The organism is Paenibacillus campinasensis, assembly GCF_002272015.1.
Classification (GTDB): Bacteria; Bacillota; Bacilli; order Paenibacillales; family Paenibacillaceae; genus Paenibacillus_AQ; species Paenibacillus_AQ campinasensis.
Genome location: NZ_NPBY01000003.1, coordinates 231,367 through 252,825, shown reverse-complemented (window position 1 = coordinate 252,825; position 21,459 = coordinate 231,367). Strand labels below are relative to the sequence as shown.

Annotated in this window: 18 protein-coding genes and 1 other annotated feature; of the genes, 1 reads left to right on the top strand and 17 read right to left on the bottom strand. The window is 54.2% G+C overall.

Going from position 1 to position 21,459, the window contains the following annotated elements:
- Positions 1 to 171 precede the first annotated feature (171 nt).
- The 12 genes from pyrE to lspA all read right to left on the bottom strand — a co-directional run bounded on the left by pyrE (position 172) and on the right by lspA (position 14,433).
- Positions 172 to 813 (bottom strand): orotate phosphoribosyltransferase, encoded by a 642-nt coding sequence (pyrE, locus tag CHH67_RS01475; protein WP_095263194.1) that lies wholly within the window; start codon positions 811 to 813, stop codon positions 172 to 174.
- Entirely contained in the window at positions 810 to 1,547 is a 738-nt protein-coding gene (gene pyrF, locus CHH67_RS01470) for an orotidine-5'-phosphate decarboxylase (protein WP_095263193.1), read from the bottom strand. The genes pyrE and pyrF overlap by 4 nt, the downstream gene beginning before the upstream one ends.
- Positions 1,548 to 1,564: 17 nt before the next feature.
- On the bottom strand, positions 1,565 to 4,771 hold the full coding sequence (gene carB, locus CHH67_RS01465) for a carbamoyl-phosphate synthase large subunit (protein WP_095263192.1): 3,207 nt from the start codon (positions 4,769 to 4,771) through the stop codon (positions 1,565 to 1,567).
- Position 4,772: 1 nt separating this feature from the next.
- Positions 4,773 to 5,909, bottom strand: a complete 1,137-nt coding sequence (carA, locus tag CHH67_RS01460; protein WP_095263191.1) for a glutamine-hydrolyzing carbamoyl-phosphate synthase small subunit — start codon at positions 5,907 to 5,909, stop codon at positions 4,773 to 4,775.
- Positions 5,910 to 5,972: 63 nt separating this feature from the next.
- Positions 5,973 to 7,271 (bottom strand): dihydroorotase, encoded by a 1,299-nt coding sequence (locus CHH67_RS01455; protein ID WP_095263190.1) that lies wholly within the window; start codon positions 7,269 to 7,271, stop codon positions 5,973 to 5,975.
- Positions 7,272 to 7,382: 111 nt separating this feature from the next.
- Positions 7,383 to 8,297 carry an aspartate carbamoyltransferase catalytic subunit gene (locus CHH67_RS01450; RefSeq protein WP_280523026.1) on the bottom strand — a complete coding sequence of 305 codons (915 nt, stop codon included), beginning with the start codon at positions 8,295 to 8,297 and terminating at the stop codon, positions 7,383 to 7,385.
- Positions 8,291 to 8,860, bottom strand: a complete 570-nt coding sequence (gene pyrR, locus CHH67_RS01445) for a bifunctional pyr operon transcriptional regulator/uracil phosphoribosyltransferase PyrR (RefSeq protein ID WP_095263188.1) — start codon at positions 8,858 to 8,860, stop codon at positions 8,291 to 8,293. Before pyrR ends, CHH67_RS01450 begins: the two co-directional genes overlap by 7 nt.
- Before the next feature lie 345 nt (positions 8,861 to 9,205).
- The gene (locus CHH67_RS01440) at positions 9,206 to 10,459 is read right to left on the bottom strand and encodes an LL-diaminopimelate aminotransferase (RefSeq protein WP_095263187.1); all 1,254 of its coding nucleotides are present in this window, start codon (positions 10,457 to 10,459) and stop codon (positions 9,206 to 9,208) included.
- Between the two features lie 149 nt (positions 10,460 to 10,608).
- On the bottom strand, positions 10,609 to 12,546 hold the full coding sequence (abc-f, locus tag CHH67_RS01435) for a ribosomal protection-like ABC-F family protein (protein WP_095263186.1): 1,938 nt from the start codon (positions 12,544 to 12,546) through the stop codon (positions 10,609 to 10,611).
- A 154-nt stretch (positions 12,547 to 12,700) separates the two neighbouring features.
- Positions 12,701 to 12,862 carry a hypothetical protein gene (locus tag CHH67_RS26065; protein ID WP_176475445.1) on the bottom strand — a complete coding sequence of 54 codons (162 nt, stop codon included), beginning with the start codon at positions 12,860 to 12,862 and terminating at the stop codon, positions 12,701 to 12,703.
- Between the two features lie 102 nt (positions 12,863 to 12,964).
- Positions 12,965 to 13,915 carry an RluA family pseudouridine synthase gene (locus CHH67_RS01430; protein ID WP_095263220.1) on the bottom strand — a complete coding sequence of 317 codons (951 nt, stop codon included), beginning with the start codon at positions 13,913 to 13,915 and terminating at the stop codon, positions 12,965 to 12,967.
- A 17-nt stretch (positions 13,916 to 13,932) separates the two neighbouring features.
- Entirely contained in the window at positions 13,933 to 14,433 is a 501-nt protein-coding gene (gene lspA, locus CHH67_RS01425) for a signal peptidase II (protein ID WP_095263185.1), read from the bottom strand.
- A 207-nt stretch (positions 14,434 to 14,640) separates the two neighbouring features.
- Here lspA and CHH67_RS01420 point away from each other — a divergent pair, with 207 nt between their 5' ends.
- Complete coding sequence (locus CHH67_RS01420) at positions 14,641 to 15,387, top strand: TraR/DksA C4-type zinc finger protein (RefSeq protein WP_095263184.1); 747 nt, start codon at positions 14,641 to 14,643, stop codon at positions 15,385 to 15,387.
- 32 nt (positions 15,388 to 15,419) lie between these two features.
- Here CHH67_RS01420 and CHH67_RS01415 read toward each other — a convergent pair whose 3' ends face one another.
- The 5 genes from CHH67_RS01415 to CHH67_RS01395 all read right to left on the bottom strand — a co-directional run bounded on the left by CHH67_RS01415 (position 15,420) and on the right by CHH67_RS01395 (position 21,445).
- A complete protein-coding gene (locus CHH67_RS01415; protein ID WP_095263183.1) occupies positions 15,420 to 15,806 on the bottom strand; it encodes a DUF5665 domain-containing protein in 387 nt (128 codons plus the stop codon).
- Between the two features lie 402 nt (positions 15,807 to 16,208).
- On the bottom strand, positions 16,209 to 19,298 hold the full coding sequence (gene ileS, locus CHH67_RS01410; RefSeq protein WP_095263182.1) for an isoleucine--tRNA ligase: 3,090 nt from the start codon (positions 19,296 to 19,298) through the stop codon (positions 16,209 to 16,211).
- 55 nt (positions 19,299 to 19,353) lie between these two features.
- Positions 19,354 to 19,638 (bottom strand) — a binding site (T-box leader).
- Positions 19,639 to 19,708: 70 nt separating this feature from the next.
- Positions 19,709 to 20,203, bottom strand: coding sequence for a DivIVA domain-containing protein (locus CHH67_RS01405; protein ID WP_095263181.1), 495 nt, complete (start codon positions 20,201 to 20,203; stop codon positions 19,709 to 19,711).
- Between the two features lie 180 nt (positions 20,204 to 20,383).
- Entirely contained in the window at positions 20,384 to 21,166 is a 783-nt protein-coding gene (locus CHH67_RS01400) for a YlmH family RNA-binding protein (protein WP_095263180.1), read from the bottom strand.
- A 21-nt stretch (positions 21,167 to 21,187) separates the two neighbouring features.
- Positions 21,188 to 21,445 (bottom strand): YggT family protein, encoded by a 258-nt coding sequence (locus tag CHH67_RS01395; protein ID WP_095263219.1) that lies wholly within the window; start codon positions 21,443 to 21,445, stop codon positions 21,188 to 21,190.
- Between the last annotated feature and the right edge of the window lie 14 nt (positions 21,446 to 21,459).

Below are 21,459 nucleotides of genomic sequence, written 5' to 3'. Positions count from 1 at the left end.
GAGTATCAAAATGAGCAATAGCAGATATCATATGTCATACTCCCCATGCAGCCAAATCATGTCAGCAGGGAACAATTTTAAAAAAAACGGCTGCCCGCAGTTTACTAACTGCAGACAACCGTTTCACAACCCTCACATAACGATGGATCAATCATCGATCCGATTTATGATTTATACGCCAAAGGCTGACGGATTCGCTCTCCATGATTGCAAAAGCGCGACATCCTGCTCCTGAATACGCTGCTCGGACAATGCCACATCGATCAGCGCGGTGTAATTGGACAAGCTTTGCAGCGGAATGCCGGCCTCAGCGAAGGCTTGTACCGCTTTATCCAGCTGATAACTGAATATTGCCAGCACGGCCAGCGGCTCTGCACCTGCATCCTTCACCGCTTGCGCCGCCTTGAGCGAACTGCCGCCGGTGGAGATCAAATCCTCGATGACAACGACCTTTTGCCCCGGCTTGATCAGGCCTTCGATCAGGTTCTCTTTTCCGTGCCCCTTCGCTTTATCCCGGATGTAAGACATCGGCAGGTTCAGCTTCTGAGACACCCATGCAGCATGGGGAATCCCAGCTGTCGCTGTTCCCGCAATCGCTTCGGCCTCCGGATATTGCTCGCGAATGATGGCCGCAAACGATTCCGCGATGACATCGCGGATTTCAGGGTAAGACATCGTCAGCCGGTTGTCACAATATATCGGCGACTTGATGCCGGATGTCCATGTGAACGGCTGATGCGGACGCAGGGACACCGCCTCGATCTGCAGCAGATACGCTGCGATTTTCTCCGGAATGTTCGTTAATGTACTCACGCTTGAATCATCTCCTCGATCATCTGTTCTGCTGCTTGTCTCGGATCTGCTGCCCCCGTAATCGGTCGGCCAATCACAAGGTAGTGACTGCCGCTACGGATGGCTTCCCCCGGCGTCAGCACCCTCGCTTGGTCACCGATATCCGCTCCCGCTGGGCGAATGCCCGGCGTTACCGTCTTGAAGTCATCTCCGCAAGCTGCGGCGATTGCCGGAACTTCCAGGGAGGATGCGACTACGCCGTGCAATCCTGCCTGCTTGGCAAGCGAGGCATAACGAACGACGGTGTTCTCCACAGCGCCCGGGATGCCGATCTCCTCGTTCATCACAGCCTGGGTGGTGCTGGTCAGCTGCGTTACCGCAATGATGACAGGCATGGCAAGCCCCGGGGTGTCTGCCACTGCAGCTTCCGCCCCGGCCTTTGCCGCCTCCATCATCGCAGCCCCGCCGGCGGCATGGACATTAAACATGTCCACGCCGAGCCGGGTTACGCTGTGAGCCCCGCCTTTTACGGTATTCGGAATATCATGCATCTTCACATCGAGGAACACACGATATCCTTTGCTCTTCAGTTCCTTTATAAACTCCGGTCCGGCCGTGTAGAACAGCTGCATTCCGACCTTCAAATAACAAGGGATGCCTTCCAGCTTGCGCACGAGCTCCTTGGCCTGCCCGGCGTCAGGGTAATCCAGGGCCACCATCAGGCGGCCCGCCATTTGTTCATAACTGGCTGTCATATTCCCCTCCTTATCGGTTAAACCGGCATCGCTTCAGAGGAGAAGTTGATCGTCTCCAGCATCGTCAGCAGCTCGCGAACCGTATCCAGCGAGGTCATGCATACAACCCCGTTCTCAACCGCTTCCCGGCGAATCCGGAAGCCGTCACGCTGCGGTGTCTTCCCTTTGGTCAGCGTATTGAAGACAAAGTTCGCTTCTCCGGTGCGGATCATGTCCAGAATATTCGGCGTGCCTTCCGACAGTTTGTTGATCGTCGTCACATCGAGTCCCGACGCCTTCAAAGCTGCGGCGGTGCCGCCGGTGGCGATGATTTTGTAACCGAGCTTGTGGAATCCCTTCAAGAGCTCGCATGCTTCAGCCTTGTCCTTGCCGGCAACCGTCGCGATAATCGCGCCGGAGGAAGGAATTTTCATTCCTGCCCCGATCAGGCCTTTGTACAGCGCCTTCGCATATTTGACATCGCGGCCCATCACTTCGCCCGTCGATTTCATTTCCGGTCCAAGCGTCGGCTCTACCCGGCGAAGCTTCGCGAAGGAGAATACCGGCACCTTGACAGATACATGCTCGCTCTCAGGCCACATGCCTTCCTCGTAACCGAGATCCTTCAGCTTCGTGCCGAGAATGGCCTGGGTCGCCAGGTTCGCCATCGGAATGCCGGTCACTTTGCTCAGGAACGGAACCGTCCGTGAGGAACGCGGATTCACTTCGATGACGTACACTTCGCCTTTATAGATAACGAACTGGATGTTAACAAGTCCGCGAGTATTCAATTCTTTGGCGATTTTAATCGTGATCTCCGTAATCTTCTGCTTGAGCTCCTCCGACAGGTATTGCGGCGGGTACACGGCGATCGAGTCACCCGAGTGAACCCCGGCGCGCTCCACATGCTCCATGATGCCCGGGATGAGCACCGTGTCGCCGTCACAGATCGCGTCGACCTCCACTTCCTTGCCCAGCATGTAGCGGTCGATCAGCACCGGATGCTCCGGATTGATCTTGACGGCCTGCTCCATGTAGTTCAGGAGTTCGCTATCGGAGTACACAATTTCCATCGCACGTCCGCCAAGCACATAGGATGGTCTGACCAGTACCGGGTAGCCCAGAGACTGTGCAGTGCCCACCGCCTCGTCAACCGAGGTGACCGTGCTTCCTTTCGGCTGCGCAATGTTCAGTCTGGACAGCAGCGCCTCGAACTTCTTACGGTTCTCTGCCTCATCAATGCTCTCGAGGCTCGTACCGAGAATGTTGACGCCCGCCTTGCTCAGCGGTTCGGCCAGATTGATCGCCGTCTGACCGCCGAACTGAACGATAACGCCGATCGGCTTCTCCTGTTCGATGACATTCATAACATCCTCGAAGAACAGCGGCTCAAAATACAGCCGGTCGGAGGTATTGAAGTCCGTGGATACCGTCTCTGGGTTATTGTTGATAATAACTGCTTCGTAGCCGGCATTCTGAATCGCCCATACTGCATGGACCGTCGAGTAGTCGAACTCGATGCCCTGACCGATCCGGATCGGACCGGAGCCAAGGACAACGACCTTCTCCTTCTGGGAGTGCGTCACTTCATTTTCGGTCTCATAGGTCGAGTAGTAGTATGGCGTTGTCGCTTCGAACTCCGCTGCGCATGTATCCACCATTTTGTATACTGGACGAAGTCCGTGCTCATGGCGAAGGAAGCGGATCGATGCTTCCGTAATGTGCGTGCTCGCCTTGCCTTCGGCGCGAAGCTCGGCAATGGCGCGGTCGGTGAATCCAAGCCGCTTGGCTTGATACAGCGTTTCATAAGTCAAGGATGCTTCACTGCGGATATGCTGTTCGAACTGGATCAGACCCTCGATTTTGTCAAGGAACCACCAGTCGATGTTCGTTAGATCCTGAATTTCCTGCAGCGTATAGCCACGGCGGAATGCTTCCGCCACCAGGAACATCCGCTCGTCGTCCGCTTTCACAAGACGCTCCTTCAGCACCTCGTCGCTCAGTGTCTCTGCATCTTTCAGGTACAGACGATGAACTCCGATCTCCAGCGAACGCACCGCTTTATGAATGGATTCCTCGAACGTGCGGCCGATCGCCATCACTTCGCCTGTCGCTTTCATCTGCGTTCCCAGCTTCCGGTTGGCCTGCGTGAATTTATCAAACGGCCAGCGCGGGATTTTGCTGACGATATAATCGAGCGTCGGCTCGAAGCAGGCATAGGTCTGCCCTGTCACCGGGTTGACGATTTCATCCAGCGTATAGCCCATGGCGATTTTGGCCGCCATTTTCGCAATCGGATAACCTGTTGCCTTGGAAGCAAGCGCCGAGGAACGGCTTACCCGCGGGTTAACCTCAATGACATAATATTGATAGCTGTTCGGATCCAGCGCGAACTGCACGTTGCAGCCGCCTTCGATGTTGAGCGCACGGATGATTTTGAGCGAGGCGCTTCTCAGCATCTGATATTCTCTGTCCGACAGCGTCTGGCTCGGTGCAACCACGATGCTGTCGCCGGTGTGAACGCCGACTGGATCGAAGTTTTCCATGTTACACACAACGATACAGTTATCGTTGGCATCGCGCATGACCTCATACTCCACTTCCTTCATGCCTGCGATGCTCTTCTCAACCAGGCACTGGCTGATCGGGCTGTAGCGAAGGCCGGAGCTGACCGTTTCGCGCAGCTCTTCCTCTGTAGCGCAGATGCCGCCGCCTGTTCCGCCAAGCGTATAAGCCGGGCGCACGATCAGCGGATAGCCGATCTCCTGTGCAAATTCCAGCGCTTCTTCCAGCGTGGTCACAATCGTGCTCTCCGGCACTGGTTGCTCCAGCTCGCGCATCAGTTCACGGAACAGATCGCGGTCTTCAGCCTTCTCAATCGAGTCCAGCTGTGTGCCGAGGAGCTTCACATTTTCCTGTTCCAAAATGCCGGCGCGCGCCAGCTCCACCGCCATGTTCAGACCGGTCTGGCCACCGAGTGTTGGCAGCAATCCGTCCGGGCGCTCCTGACGAATGATTTGCGTTACAAAATCCAGCGTGATGGGCTCGATGTATACTTTATCCGCCATGTTGGTATCGGTCATGATGGTCGCCGGGTTGCTGTTGATCAGCACCACCTCGACCCCTTCTTCTTTCAACGCCTGGCACGCTTGCGTACCGGCATAGTCAAATTCTGCCGCCTGGCCGATCACGATCGGGCCGGAGCCGATGACAAGTATTTTTTTCAACTGTTCGTTTCTAGGCATGTTAGCGTGCTCCTTTCACGGCTGCGACCATCTCTGCTTGGCGCGGCTTCCGAATTTCATTCTTCTTATGCTCTCTGATCATGTTCAGGAAGTCATCAAACAGATAGCTGCTGTCATGAGGACCAGGTGCAGCTTCAGGGTGATATTGTACCGAGAAGGCCGGGAATTTCTTGTGCTTCAGACCTTCTACCGTTTTGTCATTGTTGTTGATATGCGTCACTTCAAGATCCGTTCCCTGAATCGATTCCTCGTTGACCGTATAACCGTGGTTCTGGGACGTGATGAAGCAGCGTCCGCTGGCCAGCTCTTTCACCGGATGATTTCCGCCGCGATGACCGAACTTCAGCTTCTCCGTATTCGCTCCGGCAGCAAGGGCAAACAGCTGGTGGCCCAGGCAGATGCCGAAGATCGGATATTCGCCGAGCAGTTCCTTCACCATCTCTACGGCGTAAGGCACATCTTTCGGGTCCCCAGGACCGTTGGACAGCTGAATGCCGTCAGGGTGAAGCCTGCGAATTTCATCGGCCGTTACGTTGTGCGGCACGACGATGACATCGCAGCCGCGGGAGGTCAGCTCGCGCAAAATCCCGCTTTTCGCACCGAAATCAACAAGCACGATCCGTTCCTTGGCGCCTGGGCTGGCGAACATTTGCGGAGTCGATGTTCTGGCCACTTGATTGCGCAGCTCTGCAATCGAAGTATCGCCGAGCATTTCCTTCAGCTCTTCCACCGATTTGTTGGAGGTTGTCAGAATCCCTTTCATCGTGCCGTGGTGACGAATGATTCGGGTCAGCATCCGGGTATCGATTTCGCTGATCCCTGGAATGCCGTACTCCTTGAGCAGTTGGTCCACACTATACTCCGCACGCCAGTTGCTCGGTACAGGCTCATGACGGCGAACGACGAACCCATGTACAAACGGGCGAATCGATTCGAAGTCATCCCGCGTAATGCCGTAGTTGCCGATCAGAGGGTATGTCATTGTGACGATCTGACCGCAATAGGATGGGTCGCTTAGCACCTCTTGGTATCCTGTAATTCCTGTATTGAAAACAACCTCCCCGGTCATTTCAGCATCCGCGCCGAAGGATTTTCCGCTGAACAGCGTTCCGTCCTCCAGTAACAATCTTGCCTGCATCCCGATCACTCCTGTCATCTATGTGTAATTTATTTTAAGAGGGCAGCCGCCTAAGTGTTCCAATTAAAATCCGTCTTGCTCCGACCATCTTACTTGTCCGTCGACCCAGGTCATCACGGGCCAACCCTTGAGCTTCCAGCCGGTAAACGGTGTATTGCGACCTTTCGTTGCAAATTGTTCAGGGTTAACTTCCTTCTCCAAATCCAGATCAATCATGGTCAAATCCGCCGGCGCTCCCGGTGTCAGCACACCGCTGTCAAGCCCGAACACACGAGCCGGATCACTTGTCATCCGCTTCACCAGGAACGACAGTTCCCATTTGCCAGTCGCTACAAACCGCGTATAGAGCAGCGGGAAGGCGGTCTCGAAGCCTACGATGCCAAACGGCGCCAGTTCCATCCCTTTCGCTTTCTCCTCCACGCTGTGCGGCGCATGGTCGGTCACGATCATATCGAGCGTCCCATCCAGCAGCCCTTCAATGCAAGCCTCCACATCACGCGGCGAGCGAAGCGGCGGGTTCATCTTCCAGTTGGCGTCAAGCCCTGGAATGTCCTCATCCGAGAGCACCAGATGGTGCGGGCACACCTCGGCTGTTACGGAGATGCCGATCGCTTTGGCCTGCCGGATCAGTCTGACCGACTGCTCGGTGCTGACATGGCACACATGGTAGTGTACCCCTGTTGCTTCTGCAAGCAGGATGTCTCTTCCGACATGAATCGCTTCGGATTCGTTCGGGATGCCTTTCAGGCCATGGCGCTCCGCGAATTTACCCTCCGTGACAAACGCTCCCTTCACCAAGGAATCATCTTCACAGTGCGCAATGACCGGCATGTTCAGAGCCTTCGCTCTCTTCATCGCATCCTTCATCATCTGGGCGCTTTGGACCCCGACGCCGTCATCCGTAAATCCGATGGCCCCTGCCGACTTTAAAGCTTCAAAGTCCGTCAGCTCACGGCCCAGCTCGTTCTTCGTGATCGCCGCATAAGGGAGCACCTTGGCCATCTGGGCCTGGCGGGCTTTCTCAAGCACAAGCTCCACCGTCTGCGGCGTATCCGTTACCGGGCGCGTGTTCGGCATACAAGCGATCGTTGTAAATCCGCCCTTTACCGCCGAGCGGCTGCCGCTTTCAATCGTTTCCTTGTGCTCGTATCCAGGCTCTCTCAGGTGAACATGCATATCGATGAATCCCGGCGTAACCAGCTTTCCTTGCGCATCTATCGTTTGAACGCTGCCGTCCTGAACCGGTACATCCGCTCCTTCTCCGAGGACCGCCTCGATCCGCCCGTCTTTCACGACGATATGTTTGGTTTCGAGCTGACCCTGTTCATTTAGCACCTTTGCGTTTTTTATAATTTGCACCATTGTTCCCCTCCGCAGCAGAAGCGCGGCTCGCTTCCTGTATATTGTATAATAAAAATTCACTTTTGTGTATATTTATTAGAAAAGTGCGTCAAAAATGATGATCTGCCTTGCTTAGCCCTTCATGGCTCGTTCAATGACAGCCATCCGGATCGGCACACCGTTGGACATTTGTTTGAAGATCGTCGACTTTTCGCTTTCCACCACCGCATCGTCGATCTCGACATTCCGGTTGAATGGAGCAGGGTGCATAATGATCGCATGTCTTGCCAGCCCTGCGGCTCTTTCCTCTGTCAGCCCGTAATGCTCGCGGTATTCCGCTTTCGATTTGAACACCCCTTCACTGTGGCGCTCCAGCTGTACTCGCAGCATCATCACCACATCCGCCTTCATTGCCGTCTCCATCGAGACATAAGGCGCATGTACGGCAAGCTCGGGAGCCATCATCGTCTCTGGCGCGCAGAACTGTACGCGGGCTCCAAGCTTTTGCAGCGCCCACAGGTTCGAGCGTGCTACGCGGCTATGCTTAATGTCCCCAATGATCGAAACCGTCAGTCCGCTAAACTCGCCGAACACCTGCTTCATCGTATACAAATCCAGCAGCGCCTGTGTCGGGTGCTCGTTATTTCCGTCACCGGCATTCACGAGCGGAATCGATACGCGTTCAGCCAGTTCCTGCAGGACGCCTGCCGGCTTCAGCCGGATTACCCCTGCGTCCACGCCCACCGCTTCCAGCGTCCGCACCGTATCGGAGATCGATTCCCCTTTCTCCACACTGGAGGCGGCGGCTGCAAAATTCATCACCTCAGCGCCGAGGCGCTTTTCCGCCATTTCAAACGAGAAGCGGGTTCTCGTACTATTTTCAAAAAACATGTTCACGACAAATTTGTGGTTTAAGATCGGCAGGACCTTCTCGCTCTGCGAATCCCAATACGCTGCGCGATTCAGAATCGACATGATTTCATCCCGGCTTAAATCCTTTAGCCCCAGCAGACTGCGTTCTTTAAGTGAAATTGCCGTTGTCATGATCTATCGTTCCTCTCTTCATGAATGATCGTCACTTCATCCTTGCCGTCGATCTCCGAAAGCGCAACTACAATTTCCTCCTGCCTGGAAGTCGGCACGTTCTTGCCAATATAATCCGGCCGGATCGGCAGCTCTCTGTGCCCCCGGTCCGCCAGCACCGCCAGCTGGATCGCCCGCGGGCGCCCGCAATCCATCAGCGCGTCCATCGCGGCGCGGATCGTGCGTCCCGTGTAAAGCACATCATCGAACAGAATCACCTTTTTGTCATGGATGTTCAGCTCCGGACTTAGCATTGCCCCTTCCTTCCGCTGGAGAAGCTCTCCGTCAACCTTGCGGTCATCCCGGTAGGTAGTGACATCAATCTCCCCCCAAGGAATGGGCGTGCCCTCGATCTCATGGATCCGCTCAGCGATCCGCTTGGCCAAAAACACTCCCCGGGTCCGAATTCCCACCAGCACGCAGTCTTCGATGCCTTTATTTTTTTCCAGTATTTCATGGGCGATTCGGGTTAACGCTCTGCGTATGGCCGTTTCGTCCATAATGACATGCTGCTGTTCACTGCTCATCGATTACAGCCTCCTTCAATCTATCAGTAGCCCTTATTATGTTCAGGGTCATCCCTTGTCTCTCCATTCATTTTGCCAACAACATTCTGCACACAAAAAACCCCTTGCCCAGGGGGCAAGGGGGTATACTTCATGCGAGCGTATGAAAGCATGGCAAGCTGTCCGCAGACAGAATGATGCCTTCAAAGAATGAACCTCGGTTCACGTTACCTTGCCAGCCTCACGGGACTGATTTAAAGGTGCTATTCGATTGACTTCATTATGACAGACCCTGTATGAGATGTCAACTGTCATCAAGTCGAATTCTGTCGCAAACCTATCATTCACCCATATGCATTAGGTTTATTAAAATTCAAACTCCACGTCGCTCAATCTTCTGCGGATTTCCGAAATGACGCGCTTCTCTTCCTCTTCGCCTTTCGCTTCAAAGGTCACGGAGAAACGAACGAAATGGCCGGCATCATCCCAAGGCACAGTGGAGATCAGCTTCTCGCGGATCAAATATTGGGAGAAGTCTTCACCTGACTCGAAGCGGCGTCCGCCTTTGATGCCCTTCGGAGCTTCAACATAGAGGAAGAAGGAACCCTTCGGCTTCTCGGCCTTGAATCCAAGCCCATTAAGCGCTTCTACCAACATGTCGTGACGGCGCGAATATTTCTCGGCGATCTTCTCGGTAATTTGCGGATTGTCAAGACCGTAAGCCGCAGCTTTCTGGATGGCGATGAATTGCCCGGAGTCATTGTTGTCCTTCACATCGCCGAACGCTTTCACCACAAGCGGATTACCTGCGATGAAGCCGATACGCCAGCCTGTCATGTTGTATGACTTGGACAGGGAATGCAGCTCCACACCAACATCCTTCGCACCAGGTACCGACAGGAAGCTAAGCGGCTTCAATCCATCATAAGTCAGCGCTGCATAAGGCGCATCATGCACTACAACAACGCCGTATTTGCGGGCCCACTCCACCACTTCGGTGAAAAATTCTACGGTCGCGCTGGCACCGGTCGGATTGTTAGGGTAGTTCAGATACAGCAGCTTCGCGCGGCGGGCAATGTCCTCCGGAATGGAAGCCAGATCCGGAAGGAACGCATTTTCCTTCTTCAGCTCTACGTTGTAGACTTCGCCGCCGAGGTATTTGGTGTGCGTACCCAGAACCGGATAACCCGGCACCGTCATAATGGTCACATCGCCCGGATTGATGAAGCAGGAAGGCAGCATGGCCAGCGCAGGCTTGGAGCCGATCGAATGCAGCACCTCGGTTGCCGGATCAATGCCATCAACCTGAAACACGTTTTTCAAATAGCGTACCGCCGCTTCCTTGAACTCGGCAATCCCGTTATCGGCATATCCCCGGTTCTCCGGCTTGGCAGCTTCCTCGGCAAGCTTGGCAACGATGCCTGCATCGGCCATTTCATCAGGCTCGCCAACACCCATGTCGATCAGTTCAGTATCCGGATGCTCAAGCTTGGCAGCCGCTTTGGCTCTTTTGATTTTCTCGAATTTATAAATCGCGGTGTCCTTGCCATAGCCCGCCCCACCGATACGGTCTGCAAAATTTTGCTGAATATAAGTTTCTTGATATTTTTCAATACTCATGGTTCGTATTCATCTCCTACTCTAGCGATCATAGTCACCCTAAATATGCCCTAAAAACATGGTGAGAGCCATGCATTTTATATCAGATGATTTGTACATTTAAGTCAGTCTCCTTCTGCCAAATTAGGGTTGCCCCCACGCCGGCGAGGCTATGATATCTCCACCCATCTCGCCATCAGCTCATCAAGCCGGATTTGCAGCCTATTCCGCTCATTCCAGATCGCTTCGAGCCTGGACACGTCAGCATGATGCTGCCCTGTATCAAGGCTTGCGTCCTCCAGCTTGCGATCAAGCGCCTGAATTTGCGTTTCCAGGGCAGAGATCTCCTCTTCCAGACGTTCCGGACTGTTCATCCCATCATCGCCCCGTGTTGACACAGACCGCTGGACGGGCGCTGCCTGGTGCTTGCTAGAAGAAGCCGCTTGAGACGGAGTCCATCCTACTATAGCCTGCTCCATCTTCAGCTTCTTATCCCGGTAAGCTTCATAGTTGCCGTGGTACACGGTCAATTGGCCATCCTTCAACTCCCATACTTTCCCCGCCAGCCGATTTACAAAATAACGGTCATGGGAAATAGCCAGAACGGTACCGCCGTATAACTGAAGCGCTTCTTCCAGCGCCTCTCTGGAGGCGGTGTCCAGATGATTCGTCGGCTCATCCAGCAGCAGCAGATTCGGCTTCCGCTGCACCAGCACCGCCAATCTCAGCCGAGTCCATTCCCCGCCGGACAGATTGCCCAGCTTCCGGAACACCGCCGGCCCATAGAATAGATACCGCGCCAGTATGCCGCGTGCTTCCCCTTCGCTTACGCCTGCCAGCTCCTGAAAATATTTGAGAACGGTCCGCCCCGGTTCGGCTGGCTCCTCCTGCTGCGCCAAATAGCCGACCTCGATACGGGCGCCCAGCTGAACTACTCCAGCATCCGGCTCCAGGTGACCGAGCAGCAGTTTGAACAGCGTTGATTTGCCGCTGCCGTTGGCGCCAAGCAGCACAACCCGCTCCCCGTATTCCAGCAGTCCCGATATCTCCTTCAGCACATCCTTGCCGCCAAAGGACATGGACAACCCTGCGAATTCAGCTGCGCGGCGGCCGGACCGGTCCTGCTGCTCAAGCTCAAACTCGGCTCTGCGGCGCTCCAGGACGGGCCTTTTCACTTGTTGCATCCGATCAAGCGCCCGCTGCATGGAAGCCGCCCGTTTGAAGAACTTCTCGTTGCCTCCGACTCGGCCCCATTCCTCCAGCTGCTTGATCGATTCCTTCATCTTGGCCACCACTTTCTGCTGCTCCTGATACAGTTCGAACTGCTGCAGCAGCCGCTTCTCCTTGGCCTCGATATAAGCGGTATAGCCTCCTTCAGCCGTGAATCCCTCGCCATCCTCAATCTCCATCACCCGGGTCACCGTCCGGTCAAGAAAATAACGATCATGCGACACCAGCACCACCGTTCCCGGATATTCCTTCAAAAAGGATTCGAGCCACTCCACTCTCTCCAGATCAAGATGGTTCGTCGGTTCATCAAGCAGCAAAATATCAGGAGCGACAATGAGCATCGCCGCCAGCGCAACCCGGGTCTGCTCTCCGCCAGACAGCGATCCGAACGGCTGGCCATAACTGCTCTTGGCGATGCTTAGCCCGGAAGCGATTTTGTCAATGCTCGCCTCCATCGCATAGCCGCCTTCGCGCTCAAAGCGCTCCTGCAGCGAGGCATACCGCTTCAAGATTCGATCTAGCGCATCCGGCTGCGCATGAATCTCGGCATCGCCCATACTCCGCTCCAGCTCCGTCATTTCGGCTTTCCAGTCTGTCAGCTGCTGAAGCCCGGCAGACAGCACCTCCAGCACCGTGCGCTGGCCGTGATCTGCCAAGGTTTGAGCCAAATAGCCGATACGGGCATCCTTCCGGATCATAATCTGCCCTTCATCCGGCTGCTCTACGCCTGCAATAAGGCGCATCAGCGTTGATTTGCCGCTGCCGTTGAGGCCGATCAGACCGATTCGCTCCCCTTCCTTAATGTCAAAAGCAAGATGGTCAAGCACCAGATTGGCGCCGTGATATTTGGTCAAGTTTTTTGCAGTGATAATATTCATGTTCAGGTTCCTCCCAAATCGCTTGTTCGGATGAGCACCAAGCTCCCGCACAGCGGTTTTTGTCATTGGAGAAGACCTGCACTCTGCATTACGCACATCAAAAAAAGGCCAGGGAGCAAGCTCCCCGGCCTTGGTAAACAAGCCTGATCTCAAATCAGGCTATATCCGTAAAGGCAGGCAGGCAACTTCTCGAAGATGTTACAACACGTATCATGGAATTGGACAGACTTCTCCCGTTGTCGGAAAAAGCATGAACAATACCAGCCATCGCGATTGGCAGCTGGTTAATACGGTTGTTCACCTTCTCGAAATTCATCCTGGCCCACCTCCTTTAACATTAGAATTACGTCCACTATATCATATCCCGGAGCAGGACCGCAATAAGCAGGGGCCTCTCGAACAAATGAGAAAGGAGCCGTTACCGGCTCCGCAATGACGCCAGCAGATCCTCCATATCCTGAGGCAGCGGCGCAGAAAACTCCACATATTCCCCGCTTGACGGGTGTACAAATCCAAGCACGGCAGCATGAAGAGCCTGTCCGTTCATTTTAATGCCCTTGCTCTTGCCGTATACGGGATCACCGACGAGCGAGTGACCGATATATTTCATATGCACCCGGATTTGGTGAGTGCGTCCGGTCTCCAGCTGCAGCTCAAGGAGACTGTAATCGCCAAAGCGCTCCATCACCGTGAAGTGGGTGACTGCATGCTTGCTGTTGCGATCCGTGACCGTAAACATCTTGCGATCATGCGGATCTCTGCCGATTGGCGCGTCCACCGTCCCCTGATCATGACTGATATTCCCCTGGACGAGGGCGATATACCTTCGGGTTACGCTATGATCCTTCAGCTGTGCAGCCAGGGAAGCATGCGCCTTGTCATTCTTCGCCGCCATAATCAAGCCGGAGGTGTCCTTGTCGATCCGGTGCACGATGCCCGGGCGCAGCTCGCCATTGATCCCCGACAGATCCTTGCAATGAAACATCAGCGCATTGACAAGCGTTCCGGTCAGATGACCCGGAGCGGGATGCACCACCATCCCCCGCGGCTTGTTCACCACGATGACGTCGCGATCTTCGAATACGACCTCCAGCGGAATATCCTCGGGGGCAATCTCCACCGCAGACGGCTCAGGAACATGAACGGATATCCGGTCCCCCTCACTCAGCTTGAAGTTCGCTTTCACCGGAGCGCCATTTACAGTCACATGGCCCTCGCTGATCCACAGCTGTACCTGCGAGCGGGACACTTCATCCCCAAGTGCTTCCGCTATATATTTGTCAATCCGCGTCTTGGCGTCCTCAGGTCCTGCCGTCCACTCCATAACCTCGCCCTCATGCTCGGCCCGTTCCCACATCGCCGCTGTCATATCACCTTCCTGCAAGCCTATTCATTCCCTTCCGTGCCTGTCGTTTCATGATGTGCTTTCATCTGTTCCCGTCTGCCCTCAAGGAGGGTGTCGAGTATAATGAGCCCTACCCCGATCACGATGCAGGAATCTGCAACATTAAAAATCGGGAACGTATAGCTGCCGAAATTGAATTGCAGAAAATCCACCACTTCGCCCATCAGCAAGCGGTCGATAAAATTCCCCAGTGCGCCTCCGAGCACAAGTGCCAGCGCGGTTGGCAGCAGCTTTCGTTCTTCCTTGCGAACCTTCTGCAAGTACCAGACGAGTCCGACTACAACGGCGATGGTGACGATAATGAAGAACCACAGCTGATTCTGCAGAATGCCAAACGCCGCTCCCTTGTTACGATGAGAAGTGATCAGGAAAAAATCACCGATAACCGGAATTTTATCCCCAATCTCAAGTCTGCTTGCAATTAAAAATTTCGTCCCCTGATCGATTATAAATGCGATCAATGCAATCACATAATACACCACGTCGCTATGTTCACTCCGTTCTGTCTCATCCGCTCATGCTTTGTTGCTTTTGCGGAAATTTGCTCGTCTTATTGTAGCACAGCCGCTGAACCATCGTCCATTCCTGTCCAGTCCCGCGAACATTTTCCGTCAGTAAAACCCCTGGTTAGCGCGCACTCTATAGATATCAACAATCGGCCCATAACCGGACCATGAAAGGAGCCTGACATGTCGCATTTAACTCAGGAACAGATCCGCCGACTGAAGCAGAGACTGATGGAGCGCAAGGCCGAGCTGGAATCGCGCATGGTGCATAATGATCAGCACGGCATGGGGGAATCCGAACGAGATTACACCGGTGAATTATCACATATCGACAACCACCCGGGCGACCTGGCGACCGAGGTTTATGAACGCGAGAAGGATCTGGCCCTGCAGGACCGGATGGACCTGGAACTGCAGCGTGTCATTTTCTCCCTGGAAGCGATCCATCACGGGCGCTATGGCACATGCATCATCTGCGGGGAAGCGATCCCGTACGAGCGTCTGGAGGCTGTTCCGGACACCCAGTACTGCCTGAAAGACAACCCGCGGCAAAATCCTTCCCATGACCGTCCCGTGGAAGAGGAGTTTCTTCATCCGCCGTTTGGCCGCTCAAGTCTCGATGAGCATGAATATTCCGGCTTTGACGGAGAGGACGCCTGGCAGATCGTCGAAAGCTGGGGCAACTCCAACTCGCCCGCCTTGGCCGAAGGCAACAACATCGACAGCTATAACGAAATGGACATCGAGCATGAAGATGACCAGGGCGGCTTTGTGGAGGTATATGAAAATTTTGTGGCTACAAACATCGATGGCACCGATGTATTCTTCGTCCGGAGTCCGCAATATGTGGAATATATCCAGCGCGGGGAAGGCAGCTTCCTGCTTGATCCGAATGTGCCCGGGGAAGACGATGACGACACGTTAATCTGACCTGCCCCCTGACCCCCATCTTCTTGCTGTGATTAGGTCAGTTCAAGCTGACGTTGAACGATGCGGACAATATCCGCAATGTAATCGCCGATGATTGGCAGATTCAAGGCGCCAAGGGCCTGAAGTAGATAAATGATGGTGGCAGCAAAAAAAGTAAAGCCGATCGCAATCCCAACCCCGCGAGCAGTCCCTGCCAGCAGGTTCAGACCAACCAGTCTCCACGGCCGATGCAGCAGCTGTGTATAGTCCGCGATACGGGATTTCTCAAGCTGCTGAGCGATATCAGTCGTCAGACGATGAATGGTTTGAAGCCGTTCCTCATCCGATACGGAGCTGTTTTCCTCCCGTACGTCTTGCCCTGCCTTTGGTTCTTGCGGCTTTGCTTCTTGCTTCTCCTCTGATTTCTGTTGATCCGACATCGGACAGACAAGCCCCCTTTCCGCGGCCGGCGGCGGTGTTCGTAATCGCTGCAGCAAGCGGCTGTTCCAGGAATAGTCATCGGATAAATGACGCCTGATGCCGCTCGCTTGACTCGCATTGCTGCATTGCCGTATCCATTGCTCCTCCGAAGCCAATCCGGGATACCGCTCGTATAGCCCATTGTGCTGCTATTATGTGTAATAATGTATCCGCTCATTCCTGCATACGGCACCGATGAAGCGTCTGTTTTGCCAGTGCATGCGTACGTCCCCGTACCTCTGCACGGACATTGACAGCGCATGAACGCCAAAAAGACCATCGACCATGGCAGCCTCCCGGAGGCACCATGTCGATGGTCTTTTTTTATCTAATGGATAGAAGAGACAAGCGGGCTTTTGCGATTAGTCGATCAGAATGCCGATCGTTTTGCCGCCAAGCTCCACACGCTCCATATCGGCGCTTTGTCCAAACTTCACTTCGGTGACCAGCACGTTCTCACGCAGCACCTCTTCAAAGGCGGTAATCGCCGCCTTGAGCTCATCATCGGCATCCAGCGTAAGCGCCACTCTTTTCTCAATCGGCAGATCCAGCTTCTTGCGCGTGTCCTGCACCGCACGAACAACTTCACGCACCCAGCCTTCCTGCTCCAGCTCCGGTGTAATGTCCGTGTTGAGCGCCACCGTCAGTCCATATCCGGAAGCTGAGGCGAAGCCTTCCTTCGCTTTCTTCTCCACGAGCAGCTCTTCGGAAGTAATCTTCAGCTGCTCGCCTTCCGGCGAGGCAACCTCGACACCGCCGTTCTGAACAACCGCTCGGGTCTCTTCGCTGCTCATGCCTTTGAGGACGCCTTGCAGGAAGCCAACGTTCTTACCGTATTTCTTCCCGGCTACCTTCAGGTTCAGCTTCAGCGTGAAATCCACGAAGCCGCTGTCGCTCGTTTCCACAACGATGCCCTTGACGTTGATCTCATCCTTGATAATCATTTCATAGCCGGACAGATCGAACTCGCGGTCCATGGACACAATGAGCTCCGACAGCGGCTGACGGGTCTTGATGCCCGTTTCGTTCCGCACGTTGCGGGCCAGCTCCACGATCTGACGCGCCGTTTCCATATCCTGCTCCAGCGTTTGGTCGATCATCGCTTCGTCCGCTTGCGGGAAGTCCGCCAGATGCACGCTCTCTCCGCCGCCCAGGTTGACGTAGATGTCCTCAGACAGCATTGGCGTGAACGGCGCCATCACTCTGGAGAGCACCAGCAGCACATGCGTCAGCGTGCCGTAAGCGGCCAGCTTATCCTCGCCAAGTCCGCTGCCCCAGAAGCGATCGCGGGAGCGGCGGATATACCAGTTGCTCAGCTCATCAACGAATGCCTCGATCGCTTTGGCTGCATTCAGGAAGTCATTCACAGCCAGCCCTTTGTCAACGACCAGCACAAGGCTGTTCAGGCGGGACAGAATCCAGCGGTCCAGCTTGTTCTCCGAACCTTGGAATTGATGCTTCGCCGGGTCATAACCGTCAATGCCGGCATACAGGGTCAGGAAGGCATGGGTGTTCACCAGCGTATCGATGACCTTCGATTTGGCTTCTCCGACGATGCCTTTCGAGAAGCGTTTGCTGTTCCAAGGCGCGCTGTCGGCCAGCAGCGCCCAGCGGAAGGCGTCCGTTCCGTATTCCTCGATGATCTCCCAAGGATCGATGACATTGCCTTTGGATTTGGACATCTTCTGTCCGTTCTCGTCCAGAATGTGGCCGGTAGCCATAACGGCTTTATACGGCGCTTTGCCTGTAAACAAGGTGGATACCGCCAGCAGGCTGTAGAACCAGCCGCGCGTCTGGTCGATGCCTTCACAGATCATGTCGGCCGGATACTGATGTTCGAAAGTCTCATTATTTTCAAACGGGTAATGGTATTGGGCGAACGGCATCGAGCCGCTGTCAAACCATACGTCAATCACCTCGGACGTTCTCTCCATCACGCCGCCTTCACAGTGCGGACACTTCACCTTCACCTCATCAACGTAAGGCTTATGAAGCTCCAGATCCTCGCTCACTTCCCCTACAGCGTTGGCGCGAAGATCAGCGATGCTGTGCGGCGCGTACTGCCCGTCACAGGAGCTGCACACCCATACGTTCAGCGGCGTTCCCCAATAGCGGTTCCGGCTGATGTTCCAGTCCACCAGATCCTCCAGGAATTTGCCGAACCGGCCTTCACGCACATGGCCCGGATACCAGGTGACGGAATTGTTGTTCTCAATCAGCTTGTCTTTAACCGCTGTCGTCTCGATAAACCAGCTCTCCATCGCATAATAGAGGAGCGGAGATTTACAGCGCCAGCAGAACGGATAGCTGTGCTCATATTTCTCTTTGCTGTACAGCAGCCCTTTTTCCGAAAGAGCCTTCACGATATCCAGATCACAGTCCTTCACGAACCGTCCCGCAAAATCAGTCACCTCGTCGTTATAACGGCCTTGCCCGTTCACTACACTCACAAAGCTGATGCCATTCTCCCGGCAGACGCGGTAATCGTCCTCACCGTGCGCAGGCGCCATATGGACAATCCCTGTACCGCTGGCATCGGTAACGAAGGAAGCGCCCACGATCACATTGCTTTTCTCCGCCTTGATGTAGCTGAACGGCGGGGTGTAGCTTCTTCCAACCAGCTCCGCGCCCTTCAGTTCAGACAGTACGGTGAATTCACCTTTCATAACATCGTCCACAAGATTCTTGGCTACGATGTATACGCCGTCCTCCTGCTGTACCCGAACATAGTCCATATCCGGATTGACTGCCAGCGCCACGTGCGCCGGAAGCGTCCAAGGGGTAGTCGTCCAGGCGAGTACATATTCGCCGCTGTCATGCAGCTTGAATTTAGCCGTTGCAGACAGATCCTTGACGTCCTCATACCCCTGTGCAACCTCATGCGAGCTCAGTGTCGTCTGACAGCACGGGCAGTACGGGCTCACCCGGTGACCGCGATAGAGAAGACCCTTATCATGGATCGTCGCCAGGATGTTCCATACACTTTCGATATAATTGTTATCCAGTGTGACATAGGGGTGATCGAGATCGGTCCAGTAAGCAATCGCCTCGGTCAGCTCCCGCCATTTATGCTCATATTCGAACACGCTCGCTTTACACTTCTGGATAAAAGCTTCCACGCCGTAATTTTCGATTTCCTGTTTACCGGAGATGCCCAGCTGTTTCTCCACCCCAAGCTCTACCGGCAGACCATGAGTATCCCAGCCCGCTTTGCGGACAACCTGATAGCCCTTCATCGTTTGGTAACGGCCTACAAAATCCTTGATGACCCGTCCAAGCACGTGCCCGATATGAGGAGCACCGTTCGCTGTCGGCGGCCCTTCATAGAATACATAGTTCGGACGACCTTCGCGGTGCTGGATCGATTTCTTGAACGTGTCCTCTTCTTTCCATTTGTTCAGGATACGCAGCTCTCTGGCGCGCGCCTTCTCTTTCACATCAACTCTGTTCATGCCGTATCTTCCTTTCATCCTAACTCATGTAAAATCAAAAAAAGGCCCTCATCCCCCAAGGGACGAGAACCTTAACTCGCGTGACCACCCTAATTCTGTCTGACTGCAACGCACATCAAGCGCAGACCAAACAGCACCTCTGCTCCATGCCAATAACGACAGGCACGGGTCCGATGTAACGTTCGGAGGACGGCTTAGCTTACACACGCCGGATTCACGGCGCTTCGGCTTTGCTTCTCAAGGACGATATTCCACAAGGTCTGAACATTGGCTTTCAGCAGGATGCCAACTCTCTGAGGGACAGCGCCACTTGTGTACTTGTTCCCATCTGCGAATTTACGATTGTTCATTCAATTCAACTATGTTACTAGTTATAGACTTTTTCAGGCCAAAAGTCAACCGCTATCCGCCTAATATACCTCTTTCGGCTCAAGACTCGGCTCAGGCGACTCCAGCGACTCCCATCCATCCTGCTTCAGCAGTTCCAGCTGCGCTTCCACGAGCGAGCGGAAGCGTGTCCGGTAAATGGAGGCCTGCTTCTTCAGTTCTTCTACTTCCAATGCGACTTTGCGCGATTTGCCAAGCGCTTCGTTGATGATCCGGTCCGCATTCTTCTCCGCTTCCTTCACGATCAGCTGCGCTTCCTTCTTCGCGTTGTTCTTCACCTCATCCGCAGCCTCCTGGGCCACGATGATCGTCTTCGATAAGGTTTCCTCAATATTCGCAAAATGATCCAGCTTCTCCTGCATCGCCATTAACTGGTTATGCATTTCCTTGTTCTCCCGAATCACGCTTTCATAATCTTTAATAACCTGATCCAAAAATTCGTTGACCTCGTCTTCATCATAACCCCGGATTCGACGGGCAAACTCCTTATTATGTATATCAAGTGGTGTAAGTGGCATGGTGTGCACCTCCTAAGAATATCGGCTTGTTGCAGACGGGATACGGTCATCCCTGCTATAAGCCAAACCACCCGTCTATGAAAACAGCAGCGGTCATCAGAATGTATCGGTTAATCGGACGCCATTATTAATGTTTGTTAGTAAATCTTCGACAAAAAAACGGCAATTCCTTCAAAGGCATCACGCATATTTCCCAACCTTGACACGGTACCGCCCTTTTTTTGTCAAGCCGCCCGTCTCCAGCACTTTAAACCGACCAAACCCTTGAATGGAGATCACATCCCCTTCTTTCAGCGGCGTAGAAGGATCCTCTTCCACTTTCCAGTTGACTCTGCAGCGTCCCGCTTTGATCGGAACGACAATTTTGGCCCGGCTGATGCGGAACGCATCGCTGGCAATGCCGTCGAGTCTCATGGAAGAGACCGTAATCTCCATCGTATCCAGCGTGACCGGGGACACCTGGAGCTTGTCCAGCGGCAACAGCTCGGTCATGACATGCACCCGATGCACCTGGCTCAGGTTAAAATGCAGATACGCGCTGATATCCTCGGAGACAACGGCATGACAGCCGTTCTCCAGCACATGAATATCGCCAATCTTGGAGCGCTTGATGCCGAGCCCGAGAATGGAGCCCATATAGTCGCCATGCTCCAGCTCCCCCAGCTTCTGGTCAGAAGAGGTGATGCTGAGCACCTTCATCCCCATATCCTCATTCGCCAGGTCCCGGTAATCGGGCGCGATGAAAGCACGAACACGCTCTGCATCCGGATGCCCGCCGCTATAGACGGCGTGCACATCAGGGGCGCGGTTGACCAGCGATTCCAGAATAAACCGCTGGCGCGGGTCCAGAAAGTCGGTCAGCTTCGCTTCATGGTACTGCCCCGCGTTAACGACCCACTCCCACGCCCGGTCCACAAAATCCCGTTCGTCTCGGTGAAAATGATCATAGATGTCCGGTTTCATATGGTCACACGCCCTTTATCGTTATACAAAATATCCGAGGATCGCATATACCCCGTTCTGAGCCAGCCGCAGCACAAACAGCGCAACGATTGGGGAAATATCGATCATGCCCATGATCGGCGGGATAAAGCGGCGGAATGGAGACAAATACGGCTCCACCAGCTTGCCCAGCAGCTCTCCGATAAAGCTTTCTCTTACGTTCGGAAGCCAGGACATCAGTACATACACGAGAATCATGTAGAAATAAATTTGAAACAGCAATTCGACAATGCTATAAATATTCGTCAAAGAAA